Annotated in this window: 18 protein-coding genes; 4 read left to right on the top strand and 14 right to left on the bottom strand. The window is 61.0% G+C overall.

Annotation, left to right across the window (positions count from 1 at the left end; genetic code table 11):
- Positions 1 to 40: 40 nt before the first annotated feature.
- Complete coding sequence (pepN, locus tag HGP14_RS05810; RefSeq protein WP_168828917.1) at positions 41 to 2,689, top strand: aminopeptidase N; 2,649 nt, start codon at positions 41 to 43, stop codon at positions 2,687 to 2,689.
- A gap of 182 nt (positions 2,690 to 2,871) precedes the next feature.
- Entirely contained in the window at positions 2,872 to 5,211 is a 2,340-nt protein-coding gene (locus tag HGP14_RS05805; protein ID WP_168828916.1) for a PAS domain-containing sensor histidine kinase, read from the top strand.
- On the opposite strand, the gene HGP14_RS05800 is transcribed toward HGP14_RS05805, so the two are convergent.
- The 4 genes from HGP14_RS05800 to HGP14_RS05785 all read right to left on the bottom strand — a co-directional run bounded on the left by HGP14_RS05800 (position 5,201) and on the right by HGP14_RS05785 (position 12,318).
- On the bottom strand, positions 5,201 to 8,155 hold the full coding sequence (locus tag HGP14_RS05800; RefSeq protein ID WP_168828915.1) for a bifunctional [glutamine synthetase] adenylyltransferase/[glutamine synthetase]-adenylyl-L-tyrosine phosphorylase: 2,955 nt from the start codon (positions 8,153 to 8,155) through the stop codon (positions 5,201 to 5,203). The genes HGP14_RS05805 and HGP14_RS05800 overlap by 11 nt on opposite strands.
- Before the next feature lie 347 nt (positions 8,156 to 8,502).
- A complete protein-coding gene (locus HGP14_RS05795) occupies positions 8,503 to 9,912 on the bottom strand; it encodes a sensor histidine kinase (protein WP_168828914.1) in 1,410 nt (469 codons plus the stop codon).
- A complete protein-coding gene (locus HGP14_RS05790) occupies positions 9,909 to 10,586 on the bottom strand; it encodes a response regulator transcription factor (protein WP_168829598.1) in 678 nt (225 codons plus the stop codon). Before HGP14_RS05790 ends, HGP14_RS05795 begins: the two co-directional genes overlap by 4 nt.
- A 154-nt stretch (positions 10,587 to 10,740) precedes the next feature.
- On the bottom strand, positions 10,741 to 12,318 hold the full coding sequence (locus tag HGP14_RS05785) for a Do family serine endopeptidase (RefSeq protein WP_168828913.1): 1,578 nt from the start codon (positions 12,316 to 12,318) through the stop codon (positions 10,741 to 10,743).
- A gap of 280 nt (positions 12,319 to 12,598) precedes the next feature.
- Here HGP14_RS05785 and HGP14_RS05780 point away from each other — a divergent pair, with 280 nt between their 5' ends.
- Both HGP14_RS05780 and HGP14_RS05775 read left to right on the top strand, forming a co-directional pair.
- A complete protein-coding gene (locus tag HGP14_RS05780; protein ID WP_168828912.1) occupies positions 12,599 to 13,189 on the top strand; it encodes an ankyrin repeat domain-containing protein in 591 nt (196 codons plus the stop codon).
- 29 nt (positions 13,190 to 13,218) lie between these two features.
- Positions 13,219 to 13,737, top strand: coding sequence for a YHS domain-containing (seleno)protein (locus HGP14_RS05775; protein WP_168828911.1), 519 nt, complete (start codon positions 13,219 to 13,221; stop codon positions 13,735 to 13,737).
- A 2-nt stretch (positions 13,738 to 13,739) separates the two neighbouring features.
- On the opposite strand, the gene HGP14_RS05770 is transcribed toward HGP14_RS05775, so the two are convergent.
- The 10 genes from HGP14_RS05770 to HGP14_RS05725 all read right to left on the bottom strand — a co-directional run bounded on the left by HGP14_RS05770 (position 13,740) and on the right by HGP14_RS05725 (position 23,513).
- The gene (locus HGP14_RS05770) at positions 13,740 to 15,944 is read right to left on the bottom strand and encodes an adenylate/guanylate cyclase domain-containing protein (RefSeq protein ID WP_168828910.1); all 2,205 of its coding nucleotides are present in this window, start codon (positions 15,942 to 15,944) and stop codon (positions 13,740 to 13,742) included.
- Between the two features lie 87 nt (positions 15,945 to 16,031).
- Positions 16,032 to 16,505: a cytochrome c-type biogenesis protein gene (locus tag HGP14_RS05765; protein ID WP_168828909.1), complete on the bottom strand. Its 474-nt coding sequence runs from the start codon at positions 16,503 to 16,505 to the stop codon at positions 16,032 to 16,034.
- A complete protein-coding gene (locus HGP14_RS05760) occupies positions 16,502 to 18,490 on the bottom strand; it encodes a heme lyase CcmF/NrfE family subunit (protein WP_168828908.1) in 1,989 nt (662 codons plus the stop codon). Before HGP14_RS05760 ends, HGP14_RS05765 begins: the two co-directional genes overlap by 4 nt.
- The gene (gene ccmE, locus HGP14_RS05755) at positions 18,487 to 18,939 is read right to left on the bottom strand and encodes a cytochrome c maturation protein CcmE (RefSeq protein WP_168828907.1); all 453 of its coding nucleotides are present in this window, start codon (positions 18,937 to 18,939) and stop codon (positions 18,487 to 18,489) included. Before ccmE ends, HGP14_RS05760 begins: the two co-directional genes overlap by 4 nt.
- Complete coding sequence (gene ccmI / locus HGP14_RS05750) at positions 18,936 to 20,072, bottom strand: c-type cytochrome biogenesis protein CcmI (protein ID WP_168828906.1); 1,137 nt, start codon at positions 20,070 to 20,072, stop codon at positions 18,936 to 18,938. The genes ccmE and ccmI overlap by 4 nt, the downstream gene beginning before the upstream one ends.
- A gap of 135 nt (positions 20,073 to 20,207) precedes the next feature.
- On the bottom strand, positions 20,208 to 20,633 hold the full coding sequence (locus HGP14_RS05745) for a hypothetical protein (RefSeq protein ID WP_168828905.1): 426 nt from the start codon (positions 20,631 to 20,633) through the stop codon (positions 20,208 to 20,210).
- A 117-nt stretch (positions 20,634 to 20,750) separates the two neighbouring features.
- Positions 20,751 to 22,154, bottom strand: a complete 1,404-nt coding sequence (locus HGP14_RS05740) for a sensor histidine kinase (protein ID WP_168828904.1) — start codon at positions 22,152 to 22,154, stop codon at positions 20,751 to 20,753.
- Positions 22,144 to 22,815, bottom strand: coding sequence for a response regulator transcription factor (locus tag HGP14_RS05735; protein WP_168828903.1), 672 nt, complete (start codon positions 22,813 to 22,815; stop codon positions 22,144 to 22,146). Before HGP14_RS05735 ends, HGP14_RS05740 begins: the two co-directional genes overlap by 11 nt.
- 51 nt (positions 22,816 to 22,866) lie before the next feature.
- Positions 22,867 to 23,112 carry a hypothetical protein gene (locus tag HGP14_RS05730; RefSeq protein ID WP_168828902.1) on the bottom strand — a complete coding sequence of 82 codons (246 nt, stop codon included), beginning with the start codon at positions 23,110 to 23,112 and terminating at the stop codon, positions 22,867 to 22,869.
- Positions 23,113 to 23,294: 182 nt separating this feature from the next.
- Positions 23,295 to 23,513 (bottom strand): iron-containing alcohol dehydrogenase family protein, encoded by a 219-nt coding sequence (locus HGP14_RS05725; protein ID WP_168828901.1) that lies wholly within the window; start codon positions 23,511 to 23,513, stop codon positions 23,295 to 23,297.
- Positions 23,514 to 23,521 lie beyond the last annotated feature (8 nt).

Genomic DNA, 23,521 nt, shown 5'->3' with positions numbered 1-23,521 from the left:
CTTCTGCCTCAGGCATCGACAACGGTCTTCAGGGAACACAATGCGTACAGACATGGGCCAGGTCATCAATCTGGCAGACTACCGCCCCACCGATTTTGTGTTGGAACGTGTGGACCTGACCTTTGAGCTTGATCCTACAGAAACGAAAGTCGAATCACGCCTGATTTTCCATCGCCGCGAGGGCGTCGATGCGAAGGCGCCGCTCATCCTCGACGGCGACGAGCTTTCCCTCGCAGGCCTGCTCTTCGATCAGGTGGAGATGCCCTCGGAGCGATTTACGGCAACGTCCGAGAGCCTGACAGTCTACGACCTTCCGGCAACCGACCCCTTCGAACTGACGATCACGACGATCATCAACCCCGAAGCCAATACCCAGCTCATGGGTCTCTACCGCACCGGCAGCATCTACTGCACCCAGTGCGAGGCCGAGGGCTTCCGCCGCATCACCTATTTCCCGGATCGCCCGGATGTGCTGGCGCCATATACGGTCAACATCATCGCCGACAAGGCCGCCAACCCGCTTCTGCTGTCCAACGGCAACTTTCTCGGCGGTGCCGGCTACGGCGAAGGCAAGCATTTCGCCGCCTGGTTCGATCCGCATCCGAAGCCGAGCTACCTTTTCGCGCTCGTTGCCGGCGACCTCGGCGTTGTCGAAGACACGTTCACGACGATCTCCGGCCGCGAGGTCGCGCTGAAGATCTATGTCGAGCACGGCAAGGAGCCGCGCGCGGCCTATGCCATGGACGCGCTTAAGCGTTCGATGAAATGGGATGAAGAGGTCTTCGGCCGCGAATATGATCTCGACATCTTCATGATCGTAGCCGTGTCCGACTTCAACATGGGCGCGATGGAGAACAAAGGCCTCAACATCTTCAACGACAAATACGTCCTTGCCGATCCGGAAACGGCAACCGACGCCGACTATGCCAATATCGAGGCGATCATCGCGCATGAATATTTCCACAACTGGACCGGCAACCGCATCACCTGCCGCGACTGGTTTCAGCTCTGCCTCAAGGAAGGTCTGACGGTCTATCGCGACCACGAGTTCTCGTCCGACCAGCGTTCGCGCGCGGTCAAGCGCATTGCCGAAGTCAGGCACCTGAAGTCGGAGCAGTTTCCGGAAGACAGCGGCCCGCTCGCGCATCCCGTCCGTCCGACAAAGTACCGGGAAATCAATAACTTCTACACTACGACAGTCTATGAAAAGGGCAGCGAGGTCACGCGCATGATCGCCACGCTGCTCGGCAAGGACACCTTCAAGAAGGGCATGGACATCTATTTCGATCGCCATGACGGCCAGGCGGTCACCATTGAGGACTTCGTCAAGTGCTTCGAAGATGCGAGCGGTGCCGATCTAGCGCAGTTCTCGCTTTGGTACCATCAAGCGGGAACGCCGCTCGTCACGGGGTCCGGTAGCTATGACGCGAGCGCCAAGACCTTCAGCCTTTCGCTCGAGCAGATGATTCCCGCAACGCCGGGCCAGACCGACAAGAAGCCGATGCACATCCCGCTCAGCCTTGCGCTCTTCGCCGAGGACGGAGCGCAAATCGTACCGGCATCGGTTGACGGCGCGGAATATGCCGGCGAAGTGCTGCATCTGACTGGCCGCACCCAGACCGCCGTCTTTCACGGCGTCGCCGCACGGCCGGTCGTTTCGATCAACCGCAGCTTCTCAGCGCCGATCAATTTGCATTTCGACCAGTCGCCCGCCGACCTTGCTCTGCTCGCCCGCTACGAGACGGATCATTTCGCCCGCTGGCAGGCGCTGAGCGACCTCGCGTTGCCGAACCTGCTGCAGGCGGCGCGCGATGCGCGTGAGGGCAAGCCAGTCGCCTGCGGATCGACCTTCGTCGATGCGCTGCTCGCCGCTGCTGGCGACGAAAGCATTGAACCTGCGTTGCGCGCTCAGGCGCTGACGCTGCCCAGCGAGTCCGATATAGCCCGCGAACTCGGCGGCAATAACGACCCGGACGCGATCCACGCCGGGCGTCAGGCCGCCATGAAGCAGATTGCCGATCAGGGCGCCGCCCTCTTCGCCAACTTGTTCGAAAAGATGACGACACCGGGCGATTTCAGCCCGGATGCAAAAAGCGCCGGCCGCCGTGCGCTGCGCAATGCCGCGCTGATCTATCTGTCCTATGCCGAAAACAGCCCGGCGCGCGCCAAGGCGACCTTCGACGCCGCAAACAACATGACCGAACTCTTGCATGCACTGTCGATCCTGTCGCATCGCTTTCCGGAAAGCGGCGAAGCGATCACCGCTCTTTCGGCTTTCCGCGACCGCTTCGCGGAAAATGCCCTCGTCATCGACAAGTGGTTCTCCGTGCAGGCAACCATTCCTGGCGCAGGAACCCTCGACCGGGTCCGCGGGCTTATGGAGAGCCCGCTCTTCAACCGTGCCAATCCGAACCGCATGCGCGCATTGGTCGGCGCCTTTGTCTTCAGCAATCCCACTGGCTTCGGCCGTGGCGATGGTGAAGGCTACCGCTTCCTTGCCCACGAGATCCTCGATATCGACCGGCGCAATCCCCAGCTTGCCGCCCGCCTCCTAACGTCGATGCGTTCGTGGCGATCGCTGGAGCCGGTCCGCGCCGGTTTCGCCCATGACGCTCTCACGGAGATCGAGCAAGCGCCCGGCCTTTCGACTGACGTTCGGGATATTGTCGAACGGACGCTCAAGGGGTGATTTGCGCGTCGAGGCGCTGCCGGAACGAACCGCGCCTCGAAACCGACTCGCAAAACACGAGCACCTATAAATAGTTAATAGAATTTTACCTTTCTCTCTGGACACGGCGAATCAGTAGTGATTCATTGAGTGAGGTTCACGCGAGCGGCGCGCGAATCACATGAGGGATCAAGGCGATAGCGATGATGAACGTGCGGCGGGCAACTGCGGCCGAGGGACGGCTGCGTGTCGATTTTGAGGCGCTTCGCGCTTGGCGAGGTCAGGCCCTCAGCCGCACCACCCCCATCTCCAGGCCGATTTCCTCCAGGTCGATTTCACGCTCCCTTCCGCAAGCCGAAACCCTTCTGAAGCGCGCCATACCGGCCCTGATCGTTGCTTTCCTTGCCGTTGTCGCAGCCTCGCATCTCTTCGGGATGATGTCCGAGTACGCGCGCATGGGGGCGGCGGCGCGGCATACGACCGCGCTTTCGGCGGCAACCGCCGCGGCTGTCTTTGCCGACGCCGGCGATCTGTTCGAAAACGGCAATGCTGTGGAGGCCCAGGCGAAACTTCAGAAATTCCTGCCGCAGGACCGCCTCGACAGCAATTCCTTCATCTTGCTCGTTGAGGCGAGCGGCAAGGTCTTTGCCGCTTCCACGGCAGGCCTTTCCTATGTCGGGTCGAATGTCGCCGATTTCTTTCCCGAGGTCTCCGCCATCCGCCGCTTCGGCGATCGGGCCGATGTGATCGAAACGACAATCGGCGGCAATCCGCATTATGCCGAAATTACTTTGGTCGGCAGCGCCGGCGGCTATATCATCGCCGCGACCTCGCTGCACGAAATCGGCAGGCTGTGGCGCGAGGAGCTGACGCTCAACGTCACGCTGTTTGCGGGCGTCTCGTCGATCCTGCTGGTGGTGCTGTATGCCTATTACATGCAGGTCAGGCGGGCACGCGAAGCCGATGAAATCTTCGTCGAGTCGAACCAGCGCGTCGAAACCGCGCTCTCGCGCGGCCGCTGCGGACTTTGGGATTTCGATTTCGACAACCGCGAATTCTTCTGGTCGCGCTCGATGTATGACATGCTCGGCCTAGCAGCTTCGGACAAGACGATGTCCTTCGCCGATGCGGCCCGGCTGATGCATCCGGACGATGGCGGGCTGCACGAAATTGCGCGGTCGATCGTCAAGGGCAGCTCTGGCCAGGTCGACCAGATTTTCCGCATGCGCCACGCCAGCGGCCACTATGTCTGGATGCGCGCCCGCGCCCAGATGATCCGCAGCAATTCCGGCCGCGTCCACATGATCGGCATCGCCATGGACGTGACCGAGCAGCACCGGCTTGCACAGCGCTACGCCGAGGCCGACCAGCGCCTTGCGGACGCCATCGAATGCACCTCGGAAGCCTTCGTCCTCTGGGACAAGAACGACCGTCTCGTGATGTGCAACACGCATTTCCAGCAGGCCTATGGGCTTCCGGACAGCGTGCTTGTTCCCGGTACCGAACGCAGCACCGTCAATGCCGCCGCCGCCCGGCCGGTGATCGAGCGCCGCATGGCGGATGCCGAGGGGCCTGGCCATTCCCGCACGACGGAAGTCCAGCTTGCCGACGAACGCTGGCTGCAGATCAACGAGCGCCGGACCCGCGACGGCGGCATGGTGTCGGTCGGCACCGACATCACGCTTCTGAAGCGCAACCAGGAGCGCCTGCGTGACTCAGAGCGTCGCCTCATCGCGACCATCGCTGACCTCAAGGCATCGCGTCAGACCCTTGAAAGCCAGAAATCCGCGCTTTCGGTCGCCAATACGAATTACCTGGCTGAGAAGGAGCGCGCGGAGGCGGCGAACAAGGCAAAGTCCGAGTTCCTCGCCAACATGTCGCATGAGCTCCGCACGCCGCTCAACGCCATCCTCGGCTTCTCGGACATTCTTCAAAACCAGATGTTCGGTCCGCTCGGCTCATTGAAATACGACGAATACGCGCATGACATCCACGAGAGCGGCAAACACCTGCTCAATGTCATCAACGACATCCTCGATATGTCGAAGATCGAGGCGGGCCATATGAGGCTGCAGCGGGAGACGATCGATCTTGCGCCGCTGATCGAGGAGAGCCTGCGCTTCACGACCATGCCGGCTGCCGCGAAAAACATTGTTATCGAGCAGCGCATTTGCGACGGCATGACGCTTATCGCAGATCGCCGCGCCATGAAGCAGATCCTGCTCAACCTTCTCTCAAATGCGGTCAAGTTCACAAACGAGGGCGGCCGTGTCGCGCTGCGCACCCGCCGCGACGCCTTTGGCGTTGTCGTGACGATCGCCGACACCGGCATTGGTATTCCACGCGATGCCCTCACCAAGCTCGGGCAACCCTTCGAGCAAGTGCAGAACCAATATGCCAAGAGCAAGGGCGGCTCCGGCCTCGGCCTTGCCATCTCCCGTTCGCTGACGACGCTTCACGGAGGCAGGATGCGGATCCGCTCGCGCGAATCGATCGGCACCGTCGTCTCCTTCCGCATTCCAGACGAGCCTGCTATCGCTTGAGCGTTGCCTGGAATGCCTTCCGAACATTTTTCGAAAGCCGCTTGACCTCGCCTTCAAGCGTCTTGATATCAGGACAATCACCTGCCCGGCACACCAGCTCGATTAGACCGGCGGGCGCCTTTTCCGGATCGAATTCGCCGTCAATGCAGAGTCGGATGAGCTGCGAAATATCCGTGTAAAGCGACAGCACCGCCAGGCAGAGCTCCAGGTCGTTACGATCCATCAACTCCGCGCCGAGAAGCTTCAGCTGACCCGCCGTGTTGAAGTCGTCCTCATTGATGACGAGGCCCTTTGCAGAGGCCACGAGCCGCAGGTATTGCGCAATGAATTCGATGTCGATCAGTCCGCCGGGAATGAGCTTCAAATCCCAGATACTCGCCGGCGGCTTCTCCTTTTCGATCAAGGCCCGCATCTCTGAGACATCCTTCGCAATCCGCGTCGGGTCGTTCTTCGACGAAAGCACCTCGGCGATGATGCGCTCAGCCTCACTGATCAGTTCCCTGTCGCCGCACACGAGGCGTGCCCGCGTTAGCGCCATGTGCTCCCAGGTCCAGGCCTCCTCGCGCTGATACTTTTCGAAGGACTTGATGCGAGTGGCGACCGGTCCCTTGTTGCCCGAGGGCCGAAGGCGCATGTCGACCTCATAGAGCACGCCTTCCGCCGTCGGTGCAGAAAGAGCGGAGATCAGCCGCTGCGTGATGCGGGTGAAGTACCGCGTCGCATCGAGCGGCTTCGGCCCGTCGGATTCACCTGCGTCATCCTCGTAGTCGTAAAGGAGAATAATATCGATGTCGGAGCCGGCAGTCAGTTCGAAGCTGCCGAGCTTGCCCATGCCGGCGACGGCCACACGGCCGCCTGGATAATCTCCATGCGTCGCCCTGATCTCCTTCATCACCGCTTCGAGCGCCGCTTCGAGAACAAGATCGGCCAGATGGGTAAAGGCGCGACCGGCCATCGCGCCTCTGATTGCACCAGTGAGCAGGCGGATGCCGATCAGAAAACGCTGTTCGGCCGCAAAGATGCGCAACCGGTCTAGGACCTCTTCATAGTGCCGGGCTGGCGCCAGAAAACCGCGAATCCGTTCGGCAAGATAGTCGCGCGTCGGCAGCTCCGCCATGAGCCCGGGATCGAGCATGCCATCGAAAACATGCGGCTTGGCGGCGATCACTTCGGCAAGCTTCGGTGCCGAGGACATGATGTTCACGATCAGTGACAGCAGAGCCGGATTGCTGCCCAGCAGCGAAAAGAGTTGAATACCCGCAGGCAGGCCGGAAATGAAATTGTCGAAGCGCAGCAGTGCCTCATCCGCGCGTTCGCTTTCTCCGAAAACGCGGAGCAAATCCGGAGCGAGCTCAGTCAACCGCTCCCGTGCCTCGACGGATTGCGTCGCGCGATAGCGGCCGTAATGCCAGGTCCGGATGACACGGGAAATGTCCGACGGGCGTTTGAACCCGAGCTGCTTCAGCGTCTCGAGCGTGTCCGGATCGTCGCCCTGCCCCGTGAACACCAGATTGCCGCCATGGGTCGATAGCTTGGCTTCCTGTTCGAAGAGCCGTGCATAACGCCGCTCGACGGTCCGGAACACCTCTACCAGCCGCTCCGAGAAGCTCGACGTATCGGTAAAGCCCATCATGAACGCGATGCGCTTCAGCTCGGCTTCGGTTTCCGGCAGCAGATGCGTCTGCTCATCGCGCACCATCTGAATGCGATGCTCGACATCGCGGAGGAACCAATAGGCCTCCGCCAGCTCGTCGCGCGTTTCCGGATCGATCCATTTCGCTTTGGTAAGTTCGGCAAGCGCTTCCTCCGTGCCGCGGCAACGCAGCGCCGGCATCCGGCCGCCGGCGATCAGCTGCTGCGTCTGGACGAAGAATTCGATCTCGCGGATACCCCCGCGGCCGAGCTTGACGTTGTGCCCCTTCACCGCGATGGTGCCGTGGCCCTTGTGCGCATGGATCTGGCGCTTGATCGAATGAACATCGGCGATCGCGGCGTAGTCCAGGTATTTGCGGAAGACGAACGGCACGAGCCCGCGCAGAAAGGCCTCACCCGCTTGCATGTCTCCGGCGACGGGGCGGGCCTTGATAAAGGCTGCCCTCTCCCAGTTCTGGCCGCGTCCCTCATAATAGATCATGGCTGCATCGACCGGGATCGCAAGCGGCGTCGAGCCCGGATCCGGGCGCAGCCGGAGATCGGTGCGGAAGACATAACCGTCGGCGGTCCGCTCCTGAAGAATGCGCACCAGCCGCCGCATCAGCCGCGGAAAGATGTCTATCGCGTCGTCCGGCTGGGACACGATGCCGGCGTGCTCGTCGAAGAAGACGACGAGGTCGATGTCAGACGAATAGTTGAGTTCCGACGCCCCGAGCTTGCCCATTCCGAGCACGACCAATCCCGAACCTTCGCTCGGGCTTTCGGTGTTCTTCAGCTGCAGCTTGCTGCTCTCATGGGCTGATAGCAGCAGATGATCGATCGCCGCAGCGACGGAAGCTTCGGCGAGCGCACTCAGCCACGCCGTCGTCCGCCGTCCGTCGAAAAGCTTGGCGAGATCCGCCAGCGCGACAAGAAACGCCACCTTTCGCTTGACGGTGCGCAGCCGGCTCATGACCGCAGTTTCCGTGGGAGCGATCCCATCCCGGGGCTGCCAGCAGTCGCGCGCCTCGGCAATCAGCCTGTCGATCTCGGGCTCTAGCGGCGATGAAATGGCGGCGGCGAGAATCGCACCATCGATATTGGCGACCTCGCGAAGGTAAGGCGATAGAGTGAGCGCCGCAGCGATGAAATCGCAGAGCGGACCGCCAGCCTTCAGCATCCTAGCGACTGCCGGTTCACTCTTGCCGATGTCCTGAAGGTCGGCCAGTGCCAGCTTGAGCTCGGATTGATTCAAAGGGCGCAGCAGCCCGCTGCCCACGTCCTTCAGACTGTGTGTCAAGTTCGTCAGCATTCCGCCTCCCAACGGCCGCGCCCGGAATCGGCGCTATCATGACCGGCCCTAACCTAGGGTCACAATCCGGAGGAGCCAAGCCTAGGGTCAGGATCTATTGAATTCATCCATTCTGCGTGGCGGATTTTGTTTCTGACGAGAAGGAAAGACGCCGGAAGTGCCCCACACTTTCAAGTCTTTCCGACACGGTCAGGAGCGAAATCCGCCTCGCCCTTCGGGTTGGGCAGCATCGGCCGTCTGATCGCAAACAATGCTCGCCAAGGCTAAAAAGCCTTGCCTTGCGCTTGTTTGCTTCCATCCAATCCGATGCTGCCCAACAGAATGGATGAATTCAATAGATCCTGACCCTAGACTGGCTTGATCGGAAAAATCATGCTGACGGTAAGGCCTCGTCTTTCCGCCTTTTCCGGGTCGGTATCGGAAAGCTCCAGCGTGCCGCCATGCAGTTCCATCACCGCCTCGACCAGCGAGAGGCCAAGCCCGGTGCCGGGTTTCGACCGGCTCTCGTCAAGCCGCACGAAGCGCTTGACGACGTCCTCACGCTTCTCGGCCGGAATGCCCGGACCTTGATCGGCGACCGAGAGGCAAATACCGTCAGGGCGGCGCGACAGCTTCAAAGCAATTTCGCCGCCGCCCTCCGGGTCGTCGGCATATTTGATCGCGTTGTCGATCAGGTTGAATATCGCCTGCGCGATCAATTCACGGTTGCCTTGCACGGATATCCCTGGCTCGATGCTTGATGTCAGGGTCAATCCGGCTTCTTCTGCGACCGGCTCGTGAAGCTCGGCGCTATCGGCGACGATCGAGGAAAGCTCGATCGGCGACATCTCCGCCACGACCGACCCCGCCTCTACACGCGAAATCATCAGGAGAGCGTTGAAGGTCCGGATCAACTGATCGGACTCGGCAATGATCCCTTCGAGCGCGGTACGCCTCTGCTCCTCTTCCGTCGTGTCCAGCGCATCCGTAGCCTTGTTGCGCAGGCGCGTCAGCGGCGTCTTGAGGTCATGGGCGATGTTGTCGGAAACCTGCCGCAGCCCTTCGTTCAGCTTCTCGATGCGCTCCAGCATCGTGTTCAGAGAAACCGACAGACGGTCGAATTCATCGCCTGAACCGCCGACCGGCAGGCGCTGGGAAAGATCGCCCGCCATGATCTTCTTGCCCGCGTCCGACATGCGGTCGATGCGCTTCAGCGCGTTGCGGCCGATGCCGAACCAGATGACGATTGCGCCGAGCCCCATGATCGCAAGCGCGATCATCAGCGCCTGGCGCACCAGAACGCGGAAGCGCTCGGGCTCGCCGAGGTCGCGCCCGACGAGGACGCGCAAGCCGTTGTCGAGGACGAAGATATTGGCGATCGCCATGTGTTGGCGATCACGGTCGCTATCGGCGTAACGCTGATAGGAAAACGGAACCGACGTCCAGCCGGTTTCCTCGAACACGCCCGGCTGCACGGACGCAACGTTGCCTGCTAGAATATCTCCGGAGGGACCCGCGATAATGTAAAGGTTGGCGCCTGGCTGGCGGGCACGCCGCTCCAGCGTGCGCAGGAGGCCGTTCATGCCGCCCGTGCTATAGGCGCGTGTGACGGCGTCGACTTCCTGTTGGACTGCCTCCCGTATCTGCTGGGTGAGCAGCCCCTGGGACATCGCCGTCACGTAGAATACGAGAGTTGCGGCGCAGATCGCGAAAAGCAGGATATAAAGTGCCGAAAGGCGGACTGCAGTGGACTTGAAGAGAAACCAGAAGCGGTTCATCCCTCGTCCTTGATCATGTAACCGGCGCCGCGGATGGTCTTCAGCAACGGCTGGCTGAAGTCCTTCTCGATCTTCGAGCGCAGGCGCGAGACGTGCACGTCGATGACATTCGTCTGCGGATCGAAGTGATAATCCCACACATTCTCGAGAAGCATGGTGCGCGTGACGACCTGCCCGGCATTCTTCATCAGATATTCGAGAAGGCGAAATTCCCGCGGCTGCAGCGGGATTTCCTTGCCGCCACGCCGGACTTCATGCGCAAGCCGGTCAAGCTCGAGATCGCCGACGCGATAGACAACGTCCTGCTCCGGCGTGCCCTTGCGGCGGCCGAGCACCTCGACGCGGGCCAGAAGTTCGCTGAAGGCGTAAGGCTTCGGCAGATAGTCGTCGCCGCCGGCGCGAAGGCCGGTCACGCGGTCATCGACCTGCCCAAGGGCAGAAAGAATAAGCACCGGTGTGTGAATGCCCTTATGCCGAAGTTCGCTGATGACGGAAAGACCGTCGCGGCGAGGAAGCATCCGGTCGATGACGATTACATCATAGGTATTCTCTGCCCCCATGAAGAGGCCGCTGTCGCCGTCACTGGCATGATCAGCCACGATTCCCGCCTCGCGAAAGGCTTTGGTGAGGTAGGCCGCAGCTTCAAGGTCGTCTTCGATAATAAGAATCTTCATGCGGCCGACATTACCTGCCGTCTGGGTTTCGGCAAGGTTCAAAGCGTCTTGAGGTGAGAGTGGGGGCATCGAGGTCGTCCCTGAAAAGGATACGGAAAGGGAGCCGCGCGAAGGTTGGGAACGCGCGGCTTCCTTTTTCAGATCAAGGAGGGGATTAGCCCTGACCGTTGATCGGCAGAGCCACGAACCGGCTGCCTTCCTTGGACTGGATCTGGAAGAGTGCCCGGGTGCGGCCGTCCTTCTTCGCCTGGTTGAGAACCTTGACGACGTCGTCGGCATTCGAGACCTGCTGGTTGTTCACCGAGGTAATCGTCTCGCCTTCCTTGATGCCCTTGTCGGCAGCATCCGAGTCAGGGTCGATGCCCGTAATCGTCAGACCCTTGCCATCATCGGACGGGCCGACGGTCAGGCCCAGATCCGCAAGCGCCTTCTCGGAAGCCGGCGCCTCAGGCTGCTGCGGCGTCTGATCGCCGTCATCATTGGACGCATCCTTCTGGTCATCCGGAAGCGTGCCGAGGTCGACGGTGACGGACTGAGCCTTGCCGTCGCGCCACACCGAGAGCTCGACCTTGCTGCCCGGCTGCATGGCACCGATGCGGCGGCTGAGATCGCGGGCGTCCTTGACAGGTTCACCATTGACGGCGGTCACAACATCACCCGCCTTCATCCCTGCCTTCTGACCAGGGGTACCGTCCTGGGCAGAGACGACCAATGCGCCATTTGCTTCCGACAGACCGAGCGAGTCGGCGATATCCTTGGTAACAGGCTGGATCTGTACGCCGAGATAGCCGCGGGAAACCGAACCGTCCTTCATCAGGTCGGCAACGACATCCTTGGCCGTCGAGGCCGGAATTGCAAAGGCGATGCCGACGCTGCCGCCCGATGGCGAGAAGATCGCGGTGTTGATGCCGACGACCTGACCACTGAGGTTGAAGGTCGGACCACCGGAGTTGCCGCGGTTCACCGCCGCGTCGACCTGCAGGTAATCGTCATACGGACCGGAGCCGATGTCGCGGCCACGGGCAGAAATGATGCCCGCGGTCACCGTGCCGCCGAGGCCGAACGGGTTGCCGACTGCAACCACCCAGTCGCCGACGCGAACGCCATTGTCGTCTGCCCAGTTGACATAGGTGAACTTGCGGCCCTTGGCGTCAACCTTGAGAACGGCGAGGTCGGTCCGCGGGTCCTTGCCGATCAGCTTGGCATCCAGCTCGCTGCCATCGTTCAGGACGACAACAAAAGCCGAGCCATCGGAAACCACGTGGTTGTTGGTGACGATGTAGCCATCTTCGGAAATGAAGAAGCCGGAGCCTTGCGCGACCGGGCGCAGGCGGCCCTTACCATCACGCTGACCATCGCGCTGGCCGAACTTCCTGTCGTTCTGACCGCCGTGGGGACCGTTTTTCCCCTGCTCGCCGAACTGTTTGAAGAAGCGCTTCAGGGGATGATCGTCGGGAAGATCGTCAAAGCCGCGGCCGTTGAAGTCGAAAGCAAAACCATCGCTGTTGTCCGCGGCGGGATTGATGCGCGATTCGACGCGAACCGAAACGACGGCGGGAGACACGGCATCGACGACGTTTGCAAAGCTCGGGACTGATGGAGCCTGGACGTTGACGGCTTCAGCATAGGCACGCGTGATCTCAAGCGGCGCGGCAGTCGCGAATACTGCTGCAGCGAGACCTGCGACCGTAGAAGCCTTCAGCATGGTACTGACGGAGGGGGTCTTTATCATTCTTGGTACCTTCTCTTGTTTTTGTCTTTCGTTCCGGTCTGGTTTTTGTTTTTCGTTCCGGCTGGAGCCGGACCGGTCGATGACCAACGATATAGTATCCTTCACATTACTGCGAACTGTCTGGTCCATGAAAATTTGGTAATGTACGATAGCGCCCTCACCAGCCGCCAGGACAGGCGGTGCGAAGAGGCTGAGCGGCTGCGATCCTTGATCCGCGCAATATATTCATGATATCTTAAATATACTTCTGCTCAGAGGCCGTATGTTGGCGAGGCGCGCGATGAGGGTCGTCGGCACATCGATGCTAGGACTGTTGCTTGGGGTCTCGATGGCCTGGGCCGGGCCGTTACACGACGCGGCGCGGAACGGTGACCGCGAGCGTGTGGGGCAGCTTATCGATCAGGGAGCCAATATTGCCGAACCGAACGAGTCGGGAGAGCCGCCGTTGATGATCGCGGCTCTTGGAGGACACGCGGATATCGTGGCTCTTCTGCTGGAGAAGGGCGCCGATATCGAAATCAGGAACAAGGGCGGTCTTACGGCATTGCATGCTGCCGCCTACGGCGGAAATCTCGAAGTCGTCGAATTGCTCGTATCGAAGGGCGCACTCGTCAACGACGACAAGAATTTCTACCACATGTCGCCGCTACATGCCGCTGCCGAAGAAGGTCATGCTGATGTCGTCGCCTTTCTCGTCGCGCAGAAGGCAAACATAGAGGCGAAGGAACGCAACGGCTACACGCCGTTGACGCAAGCCGGATGGCGGTCCCATTGGGACGCCGCCGATCTGCTTTTGAAAGCGGGCGCCGTCTGCCAGCCGACCGAACTGGTCGGAGACTGGCTGTATGGCGAGTGCACGAAGCGGAAATAGCGCTTCGCCCGAACCGGGAGAATGGACACATGGCATATCGCAGAAAGACAGGCTTTATCGCCTCGATGATAGTCGGTGCCGCGATCGTTTTCGCGCTCGGGCAACCGGCGACGGCGGAAGAGCCCGTGAACACCGGGTATTTTGGAGACGTGGCCATCAAGGGCTACGATCCGGTGGCCTACTTCACGCAGAACAAAGCCGTGGAAGGATCTCCGCAATATTCGCATCGCTGGCTGGGTGCCGAGTGGTATTTCGCCAGCGCCGAGAACCGCGACCTCTTCGTTGCTGATCCCGGCAAGTATGCTCCCCAATATGGCGGGTATTGCGCCGACGGCGTTTCCTTCGGAACGGTTACGACCAACATCGACCCGAAGGCATGGAGGATCATAGAGGGCAAGCTCTATCTGAGCTATGACCCCGGCGCCGCAGACGGCTTTGAAAAGAAGCCAACCAAAGTCGTCGATTCCCAGAAGCATTGGTCGGAAGTGCAGAACACCCTGATTTCCGACAAGATGCATAAGGACTGGCAGCATATGCCAGCCAACTGAATTCAGGGTACGAGTGAGAAGAACTTGAGTGCTTGCGCGGTGACATGCACATAGTGGGCGCCGGCTTGTCCGGCGTCCTTGTTTTTGTAGATCTTGCCGCACACCATGCGATCGAGAAAATAGCCGCCGAACCTCTCGCACAGCCTGTTTCCCTGCACCTCGACCGTCCCGGTGATATTGGTATTTGCACTGCGGTATGCGGTATTGCCGGCATTGTCGAAAAACTGGACGAATGCCGTTCCGTTCTTGTGTTTCCCGCTCCACGTCTTGTTGTTGATCAGGTCGCGCAAAGCGTCGGCGTTGAGCTGATCCGCTTCTGATGCGGCGAATCCGAAGGGCCATTCGGGAATACCGGCAGCGCGCAATCCCGTCAGGTGGTGCTCCAGATCTTCTGGGCGCCAGTAATCGTAGAGATAGCTGTAGTAAGTGAGATTGCTCTCCGGAAACAGCTCCAGAAGCTTGGCCTTTTCCTGGGCCCCGCGCACCCGATCCCCTTCATAGGCATAGGCTGCCGTCAGGTACTCGCGTGCAGCCTCCGCATTGGGCAGGGCGTCCCGCGCAGCCTCGATCAGAGGAATCGCGCGCCTGCTGTCGCGCGCAGTGTAGAAGACGATTCCCGCCAGCAGTCGAAAACTCGCCGTTGGCGCAGGATCGAGCCGAAGAGCCTTTTCCATCTCGACAACCGCCTGTTCATGATCCCCGGTATGAGCAAGGATCAGGGCGAGATTGCCGAAGGCCTCCGCGCTATTGGGTTGCATCTCCACGGCCCGGGTTGCCGATTCCCGCGCCTCCACCGGGCGCCCATCAACCAGCTGCAACAGGGCGAGAACCGTGTGAGCTCGCGCATTTTTGGGGTCCAGCTTGAGCGCCTGCCCGGCGGCGTCGTAGGCGATCTTGCGGGCGACTGCCGCTGACCAGAGGAAATTATAGTCGTTACGCCAGACATCGACCGCGACGCGCGCAATACCCGCATGCGCGTCGGCGAAATTGGGATCGAGGTCGATCGCCTTCTGATAGTATGACAGTGTGCGGCGGTAGGTATCTACGTCGCTATAGACGAGGCCCTCCTGTTCCGCCCTCATGTAATAATCATAGGCTTCCAGGTTGTCGGTCGGTATCCGCTCCAGTTGGGTGCGCTCGACGTCGTTGAGCTCTATCTCGAGCGCCGAGATGATTTTGCCGATGACGTCGTCCTGAACCGCAAACAAATCGGCATACTGACGATCGTAGCGCTCGGCCCACATCGAAAGTCCGGTCAGCGCGTCAATCAGCTTGACATTGATCCGCAAGCGCGTGCCAGCGCGCTGCAACGTGCCCTCGAGCACGTAGTGCACGCCGAGCTCCGCCGCCACGTCTTGGATCTTGGCTGTACCGTTTTGAACGGCAAAAACCGAGTGCCTGGCGATGACGAAAAGACCGGAAACCTTGGACAGCTCGGTGATCAGGTCGTCGGTAAGCCCCTCTGCCAGATGATCCTGCTCTGAATCGCCGCTGACATTGATGAACGGCAGCACCGCGACCGATGGCTTGTCCGGCAGTGGATAGGCGAAGCGCTCGATGAGCGCTGGCGCCTGGCCAAGCTCCCAAGGCTGCCACCAATAGGCTGCAGCACCCGCAAGCAGCAGAAATGCAACGGCAGCTGCGAGACCGACAGGTTTTCGCAGGCGCTTGACGACAGTTCGCCCCGTCTTCGCATCAAGGACTACCTGGTAAACCCGTATCGGTTCGGCAATGCTCCTCACTTTCTGCCTGCCGAGCGAGATATAGCCGACGTCAAGCTTGGTCTTTACCTGATCGTAGGTCGTGCCGGAGATGGCGATGCCGCCCCGGTCGGCCAGCGCCTGGATGCGGTCGGCGATGTTGACGCCATCGCCGTGAATATCATCGCCTTCGACAATGATATCGCCAAGATTGACGCCGATGCGGAAATAAAGCCGCGGAGCCGGATCGACGCCCGCATTTCGCAAGGCCTTCTCGCGCTGCACATCAATTGCGCAGTGTAACGCATCGACGACGCTGTGAAATTCGACAAGAAGACCGTCACCCATGGTCTTAACCAGCCGTCCGTGATGTTCGGTGATCTTGGGCCGGAAGATGTCCTCCATGTCCGCCTGAAAGCGGCGACGCGTGCCAACCTCGTCGATCTGGCTCAAGTGACTGTAGCCGGCGACATCAGCGATCAGGATTGCTGCGAGGCGGCGCTCCATGGTCTTGCCCACATGCGAATGGACCCCGTGAGCATCTTACCGCAGGTTGATTGGTGAGACCATTGGAGCCTTTCAAGGCTCAAACTTTCAGGATGTCCGATCGGACCGCGGGCCAAGCAGTTCGTCAAGCCGCGCCCGTTCCTCCGCCGTCAACCGGCTTCCGGTCGGCTTGCCAGCCCGCCGCCTGGCGAAAATGAGCAGCGAAATGCCCCCGGCGACAATCAGCACAATGGGGGCGCCCCAAAGCAGAACCGTTCGAACGCTCAACCGGGGCTTCAGAAGCACGAATTCGCCATAGCGCGAAACGATGTAGTTCAGGACCTGTTCGTCCGTATCGCCGTCGGTCAGGCGCTCGCGCACCAGAAGCCGCAGGTCCTTGGCGAGATCGGCATTGGAATCGTCGATCGACTGGTTCTGGCAGACCATGCAGCGCAGCTTGGCAGAAAGCGCCCTGGCTCGGGCCTCCAGAGCGGGGTTGGCGAGTACCTCGTCCGGGTTCACGGCGAAGGCCGGAACTGCAGTAAGAAACAGAACGATTGCTAGGACGATCCCCCGGATCATTCTGCCGGCTCCATCACTGCGGGGACCGCTCTTGCCTTGCGGCGCGGCGCACCGACCCGAAGACGCCGGTCGCTGAGCGACACGAAGCCGCCGATCGCCATGATCAGCGCCCCGCCCCAGATGCAAAGAATGAACGGCTTCCACCAGATGCGAACGACAATGCCGCCGTCGTTGGTTGCATCGCCAAGCGAAACGTAGAGCTGGCTGAGCCCGAAGGTCAGGATACCCGCTTCGGTGGTCGGCATCTGCTGGGCGACATAGACGCGCTTTGCCGACCAGACATCCGCAACCTCAACGCCGCCGCGACGGATGCTGAAGTGTGCGCGATCTTCCTTGTAGTTCGGACCTGTCGCCGGTTGCATGCCGTCGAAATGGATGCTGTAGCCGCCCGCCTCCGTGGTTTCGCCGGGCTTCATTTCAAGCACATGCTCGGTCGCAAACGTCGTCACGGCGACAATGCCGAGAACGGTGACGCCCAGCCCGGCATGTGCCAGTGCCGTGCCGAAAGCCGACCGCGGCAGGCCGGAAAGCCGCCGCCATGCGACTTCTCTCGCCACCTTGCCGATGCCCGCGCGATACCAGAGGTCGGCAACAGCACCGAAGACGAGGAACAGCCCCGCCGCAAGCCCAAGAACAGACAACACCGGTCCGCCATGCTCGACATAGAAAAAGACCAGCGCTGCCGCGAAAGCCAGTGCGGCAACCACATAGAGCCTCTGCATCACGCCAAGCAGATCGCCGCGCTTCCATGCAAGCAGCGGCCCGAACGGCACGACCAGCAGCAATGGCGCCATCAGCAGGCCGAAAGTCATGTTGAAGAACGGCGGGCCAACGGAAATCTTATCGCCAGTCAATGTTTCCAACAGCAGCGGATAGAGGGTGCCGGTCAGCACCGTGCCACATGCGACCGTGAGGATGAGATTGTTGAGCACCAGTGCACCTTCGCGCGAGATCGGTGCGAAAAGCCCGCCCGCACTCAAAAGGGGCGCACGGAAGGCAAACAGCGAAAGCGCGCCGCCGATGAAGATCATCAGAATGCACAGGATGAAGACGCCGCGGCTCGGATCGCTCGCAAATGCATGAACCGAGGTCAGCACGCCGGAGCGCACCAGGAAGGTACCCATCAGCGAGAGCGAGAATGTCAGGATCGCCAGCAGCACGGTCCAGATCTTCAGCGCCTCGCGCTTTTCCATCACCAGCGCCGAATGCAGCAGCGCCGTTCCCGCCAGCCACGGCATGAAGGAGGCGTTCTCGACCGGATCCCAGAACCACCAGCCGCCCCAGCCGAGCTCGTAATAGGCCCAGTAGGAACCCATTGCGATGCCGAGCGTCAGGAAGGTCCAGGCGGCAAGCGTCCAGGGACGCACCCAGCGCGCCCATGCCGCATCGATGCGGCCCTCCATGAGCGCGGCGACCGCGAAGGAAAAGCAAATCGAAAAACCGACATATCCCAGATAGAGCAGCGGCGGATGGATCGCGAGACCGACATCCTGCAGTACCGGATTGAGGTCGCGTCCCTCTGCCGGCGCCGGATCGAGGCGGATGAACGGGTTTGACGTCAGCAGAATGAAGAGGATGAAAGCAACCGAAATCCACGCCTGCACCGAAAGCACATTGGCCTTGAGGGTATCCGGCAAATTGCCCCCGAAGACCGCGACCAGCGCGCTGAACAGCGCGAGGATCAGCAGCCACAGCATCATCGAGCCTTCGTGATTGCCCCAGACGCCCGAATATTTGTAGATCAGCGGCACCAGCGAATGCGAGTTCTCCCAGACGTTCTTGACGGAGAAGTCTGAAACGACGTGCGCATAGGTCAGAACGCCGAACGAGAAGGCCACCAGCCCGAACAGCACCACGGAGCCGAGCGGCGCGACATCCATCATCGCCCGGTCGAGCCTGCGCGCGCCAATCGCCGGCACGATCGAAACAACGATCGCCGCCGCCAGCGCCAGAACGAGTGCGTAATGCCCAATCTCGATGATCATTGCGTGCCCTCGCCTTCCTTCCATAGACCCTGCGACTTCAGCCTGTCGGCGACTTCCTTGGGCATGTATTTCTCATCGTGCTTCGCAAGCACGGTGTCGGCGACGAACTCATGGCTGCCGGCTTCGAACTTGCCTTCAGTGACCACGCCCTGGCCTTCGCGGAAAAGATCCGGAAGGATGCCGGTATATTTCACCTTCACTGCATCGCCGCTGCCGTCGGTCACGGCGAATTCGACCGTCGAACCCGTGCCACGCACGACGCTGCCCTCGCCGACAAGCCCGCCGAGGCGGATGCGCGTCTCCGGCGCCACCGGCGTCTTGGCAAGATCGGCAGGCATGTAAAAATAAGCAACGGACTGGCTGAATGCGAACATGACAAGCAGCACCGCGGCAATGATGAAGCTCATGCCGCCGCCGATCACCGCCAGGCGCTTCTGCTTGCGCGTCATTCCGTCATTCCTTCCGCCGCAATACCCAGCTCATGTGCCAGCGCGATCAACTGCTTGCCCTGCTCGCTCGCTGCCGGAAACGCTGCAAGCCCGCGCTTCAGTGCCTGGCTCGCGCGATCCTTGTCATTCAATACGGCATAAGAGCGGACAAGCCGCATCCACCCTTCGAAATTGTTCGGGTCTGCGGAAAGCTTAGCGTCGAGGCTCTCGATCATGCCGCGGATCATCTGCTGGCGGTCGCCGCTGCTCATGTCCCGAGCCGCCGCAACGTCGTCTTCCGTCGGGTTGCCCGGCGCCTTGTCATCCGCCACCGCCGGAGCGCCGCCGTTCTTGGCGATGTGCTCGTTGACGAGCGGCAGCCACGGCGCGTCGTCAGGAGATTCCTTTGCCAGAGCCTCGAAGGCTGCTTTCGCATCCGCCGCCCGCCCTGCCTGCTCCATGCTCAGCGCCACATAGAATTTCGCGCGCGGGTTGTTAGGCTCCAGAGTCAGCGACTGTTCGAGCACCTTGCGCGCATCGTCGGTCACGACGCCGTTCGCTCCAGCCATCAGGGTTTCGGCAAGTCCGTCGAGACGGATCGGGCTCGGCCCAAGCAGGCGGATGGCATTGCGGTAGGCGTTCTCGGCATCGGCCATGCGCATGGTATTGAAATAGATCGGCGCCAGCACGTCCCAGCCCTTGCCGTCATCCGGGTTTTGCGCCAGATGCCGTTCGGCTTTCGCAACGAGGACCGTCATATCGTTGCCGGGGTTCTCCAGGCGCGCCTCCAGCGGCTGCGAGGGCAGATCCGGTCGGCCCATCGCGATGTAAAGAGAGAGCCCGAGCGCCGGCAACAGCAGGAGAACGAACGCTTCGCTGAAGCGATGCTGGCCAGCGGCCTTGTGCTGTTCTTTTGGCTCGACAGCCGAGACCGCAATCAGCCTGCGGCCGATTTCCGCCCGCGCATACTCGGCTTCTTCCGCCGTAATCAGCCCGCCGGACAGATCCCGGTCGAGTTCGCGCAGCTGATCGCGATATACGGCGGCCTCGCCAGCACGTCCGTCGTCAGCCGCCTTTGCTCCGCGCAACAGCGGATAAAGCAGAAGAGCGGCCACTGCCGCCGTCATAATGGCCACGAGAATCCAAAACATCATACCGGCCCAAATACTTGAAGCGCGGCATCATTCCAACTGCCAAAGCCGGAATGACGAAGATTTGACGCGCTTGGCCGCATTTCACGAGCGAAAGCGACCCGCCGGTGCGCGACCGCATCGCCAGCCCGTCAAAATTCAGCCCAGCGGCGACCAGCTGCCGTCGCCGTTGCGGCACGCTGCGCCGCGCACAACGGTATCCTTGCCGTCAACGATCAGCGTATGCGTATACTGGCGACAGTTCTGTGAGCCCACCTGATAGGGCGCGGCGGCGACAACCCTGCCGCTTGCATTGCGTCCGCTCCAGGCGACCGGCTGGCCGACGGCAGCGCCTTCGAGCGCACGATATTCCGCCTCGACCGCCCGCTGCTTGTCGCTGTCGCTCAGCTCTACGCCACTGCGCCCGGCGATACCGCCCTGAAGCGCCGTGATGAAAGCGGCCGATGCCGAAGGCTTCCGGGAAAATAACCCTCCAGAACCGCCGCTTTTCGAGGTCGCGCACGAGGACAGTGCCATGGCAATAGCAAGCGAGAAAACCATCATGGTATTCGGGCGTAAGATCATTCGGTCAAACCAGCAGTAGATTGGAATCAATGCCGCCAGAAGCGCATCGCGCCTTGTCGGGATTAAGGCAAAGCATGCTATGCAACTGCCTATGTCTTTGTGGCATCAAGCAATTGCTCATGCAACATCCTTTGTGACGCCGGGCAGAATAAGCCGCGCCTTCAGGCCGCCCCACTCTCCGCGGGAGAGTTCGAGCCGGCCCTGATACTCATTGGAAATCTCCGTGACGATCGAAAGGCCGAGGCCCGTTCCCGGCTTGCTTTCGTCCAGTCGCCGCCCGCGTTTCAGCGCTTCGCGGATCTGATCCGGCTCCAGCCCAGGCCCATCGTCCTCGACGACAAGCTCCACCCAATGCCGCCGCGAACTCCCTTCGGCGCCCTTCACATCGTCGGCCGCTTCGGTCGCGCTGAGCCGCACCTTGGTCGTGGCAAAGCGCGAGGCATTTTCCAGGAGGTTGCCGACAGTCTCCTCCAGATCCTGTTGCTCCATGGCGACCGCAAGGTTCTGCGGCGCTACGGTGAACTCGAATTCCTTGTCGACGTTCAGCCGCCGCATCACCCGCACCAGCCGCTCCAGGGCAGGCTCGGCATCGGTGCGCGCCAGCACGGATTCGCGCTGTGCGGCGATGCGGGCCCGGTTGAGATAGGATTGAACCTGCCCCTGCATCACCTCCGCCTGGTTGCGGACCAGGTCCCCGTGCGAGCGCTCCAGAACCCTCGCTTCGTTGAGCAGAACCGCAATCGGCGTCTTCAGGGAATGCGCCAGATTGCCCACCTGCATACGGGCGCGCTCGACAATGCGCCGGTTGCTGTCGATCAGCGCATTCACTTCGTTCGCAAGCGGCAGGATCTCCCGCGGGAAATCGCCCTTCAGTAGCTCGCTCTCGCCCGCACGGATTCGCTCGAGTGCGGCGCGTGCCTTGTCGAGCGGCTTCAGACCGTAAAGAATGGCGAGTGCATTGACGATCAGACTGCCAACCCCAAAGCCGGCGAGCGCCAGATAGAGACTGTGGGAGAAAGTGCTGACATCGCTCTCCACGACATCGACATTGCCTGTCACCCGAAAACGCGCCGCACGTCCGTCGGTATCGAGGACCACCTCGGTTTCCGCCACCTGCACCCGGTTGCCGGACGAGTCCGTCACCTGATAATAGCGCTCGTAGTTCTTGTCGAAGGGCGCTTCCACCACCGAAGGAACCGGGATCGTTGCCGACCCCAGCGAAGGCGAAACCAGCGGCGCTGTCGTATAGGTTCCAAGCGGCTCAACCACCCAGTACCAGCCGGTCCGAGGCTGGGCGAAACGCAGGTCCCCCAATTGGGGACTGCCGCTCAACGCACCCTGATCGCCGATCGTCACGGAGTTGATGACGTTGTAAAGCTGCGCTCGCAGCAGATCCTGAAAGCCCCGCTCCGCACTGCGGCGATAAAGCGTCGAAATCACCAGGCCGATCACCACGAGCGCCACGGTCGACCAGACGGTCGTCAGAAGCAGGACGCGTGCGGTGAGCGATTTAATTCGCATTGTTCGGCGGTTGGATGCGGTAACCGAGACCGCGCACCGTTTCGATCAGGTCCACGCCCATCTTCTTGCGCAGCCGGCCGACGAACACCTCGATCGTATTGGAATCGCGATCGAAATCCTGGTCGTACATATGCTCGACAAGCTCGGAGCGGGAAACCACCTCGCCCATGTGATGCATGAGATAAGCAAGCAGACGGTATTCGTGCGATGTGAGCTTCAGCGTTACGCCGTTGACTATCGCCTTGGAAGTCTTGGTGTCCAGCCGTACCGGGCCGCAGATGATCTCCGAGGAGGAATGCCCGGCCGCACGGCGGATCAGCGCGCGAATGCGCGCCAGTACTTCCTCGACGTGGAAGGGCTTGGTCACATAATCGTCGGCACCGGCGTCGATGCCGGCGACCTTGTCGCTCCAGCGGTCGCGGGCGGTGAGGATCAGCACCGGCATGCCGCGACCGGCCCCGCGCCACTTCTCGAGCACGGTAACGCCGTCCATCTCCGGCAGACCGATGTCGAGGATGATCGCGTCGTAAGGTTCGGTATCGCCGAGGAAATGACCTTCCTCGCCATCGAATGCCTGATCGACGACGTAACCCGCTTCCTTCAGCGTGTCAGTGAGTTGCCGGTTCAGATTGACGTCGTCTTCGACTACAAGAATGCGCATCGGTCCGCTTCACCTCGAATGTATCACTGGTGTTACATAGGCCAATTCCGCCTACATCGGAACCCTTACGGTTACCTTGCGTGGACGCTGCCCGTTGCCCTGCACGAGAACGGTGATGATGCACGTGTTGCCGGACGGCTGTACGGAAAGAAGCTGCCCGCCGGTCTGTTCTACAACCTGTTCAGCCGCTGCGCTGCAATCGCCTGCTACGCGCACGACGATGCTGCGTGAAAAATCCGGTGAGGGCGCCGATACCGCCAGCCCGGCGGCTAAAGCTACGACGCTCAAAGAGGCCATGTGCAGTGCTTCCAACATAGATCCAACCTGGTCCCGACTATGTACTCAGATGACCTGAATGGCAAATGAATGCCCCAGTTCCGGGGAGTTACTGCAATCTTAAGGCGTATATTCCTGCGCATTCACATCCAAAACGAGATAAAGGCGGAAAGCGGCAGATGCACTTTCCGCGATGAAATGTGTCAGCCGGCAGGCTGTCGAATCGCCGAGGTGGCCGTCAGTCGGCCGTAGACCGCCAGCAGGCCGCCCACCGCTCCGGCTATGCTCACGATTGAATCGACGATCTGCCCCTGATCGCCGGCTGTAACCTCGAAACCCGTCGCATGCAGCATGGAGGCACCAACGGAAATCAGCGCACCCCAGATCGTCTTCGAATGATACCAATGCTTCAAATCATCCATCGCTAGCT

Source organism: Rhizobium sp. P32RR-XVIII, from assembly GCF_012641395.1.
Lineage (GTDB): Bacteria > Pseudomonadota > Alphaproteobacteria > Rhizobiales > Rhizobiaceae > Rhizobium.
The sequence above is the reverse complement of the archived record's forward strand: the minus strand, read 5'-3'. Positions and strand labels throughout refer to the sequence as shown.

Excerpts from the sequence above, each read along its gene's own strand:
- HGP14_RS05780 (WP_168828912.1), top strand. The coding sequence starts at position 12,599 with ATGAGGGTCGTCGGCACATCGATGCTAGGACTGTTGCTTGGGGTCTCG.
- HGP14_RS05730 (WP_168828902.1), bottom strand. The coding sequence starts at position 23,112 with ATGGCCTCTTTGAGCGTCGTAGCTTTAGCCGCCGGGCTGGCGGTATCG.
- HGP14_RS05770 (WP_168828910.1), bottom strand. The coding sequence starts at position 15,944 with ATGGAGCGCCGCCTCGCAGCAATCCTGATCGCTGATGTCGCCGGCTAC.
- HGP14_RS05805 (WP_168828916.1), top strand. The coding sequence starts at position 2,872 with ATGATGAACGTGCGGCGGGCAACTGCGGCCGAGGGACGGCTGCGTGTC.
- HGP14_RS05765 (WP_168828909.1), bottom strand. The coding sequence starts at position 16,505 with ATGATCCGGGGGATCGTCCTAGCAATCGTTCTGTTTCTTACTGCAGTT.
- HGP14_RS05790 (WP_168829598.1), bottom strand. The coding sequence starts at position 10,586 with ATGAAGATTCTTATTATCGAAGACGACCTTGAAGCTGCGGCCTACCTC.
- HGP14_RS05775 (WP_168828911.1), top strand. The coding sequence starts at position 13,219 with ATGGCATATCGCAGAAAGACAGGCTTTATCGCCTCGATGATAGTCGGT.
- HGP14_RS05745 (WP_168828905.1), bottom strand. The coding sequence starts at position 20,633 with ATGATCTTACGCCCGAATACCATGATGGTTTTCTCGCTTGCTATTGCC.
- HGP14_RS05725 (WP_168828901.1), bottom strand. The coding sequence starts at position 23,513 with ATGGATGATTTGAAGCATTGGTATCATTCGAAGACGATCTGGGGTGCG.
- HGP14_RS05735 (WP_168828903.1), bottom strand. The coding sequence starts at position 22,815 with ATGCGCATTCTTGTAGTCGAAGACGACGTCAATCTGAACCGGCAACTC.
- ccmE (WP_168828907.1), bottom strand. The coding sequence starts at position 18,939 with ATGACGCGCAAGCAGAAGCGCCTGGCGGTGATCGGCGGCGGCATGAGC.
- HGP14_RS05740 (WP_168828904.1), bottom strand. The coding sequence starts at position 22,154 with ATGCGAATTAAATCGCTCACCGCACGCGTCCTGCTTCTGACGACCGTC.
- HGP14_RS05760 (WP_168828908.1), bottom strand. The coding sequence starts at position 18,490 with ATGATCATCGAGATTGGGCATTACGCACTCGTTCTGGCGCTGGCGGCG.
- HGP14_RS05800 (WP_168828915.1), bottom strand. The coding sequence starts at position 8,155 with ATGCTGACGAACTTGACACACAGTCTGAAGGACGTGGGCAGCGGGCTG.
- ccmI (WP_168828906.1), bottom strand. The coding sequence starts at position 20,072 with ATGATGTTTTGGATTCTCGTGGCCATTATGACGGCGGCAGTGGCCGCT.
- pepN (WP_168828917.1), top strand. The coding sequence starts at position 41 with ATGCGTACAGACATGGGCCAGGTCATCAATCTGGCAGACTACCGCCCC.
- HGP14_RS05795 (WP_168828914.1), bottom strand. The coding sequence starts at position 9,912 with ATGAACCGCTTCTGGTTTCTCTTCAAGTCCACTGCAGTCCGCCTTTCG.
- HGP14_RS05785 (WP_168828913.1), bottom strand. The coding sequence starts at position 12,318 with ATGATAAAGACCCCCTCCGTCAGTACCATGCTGAAGGCTTCTACGGTC.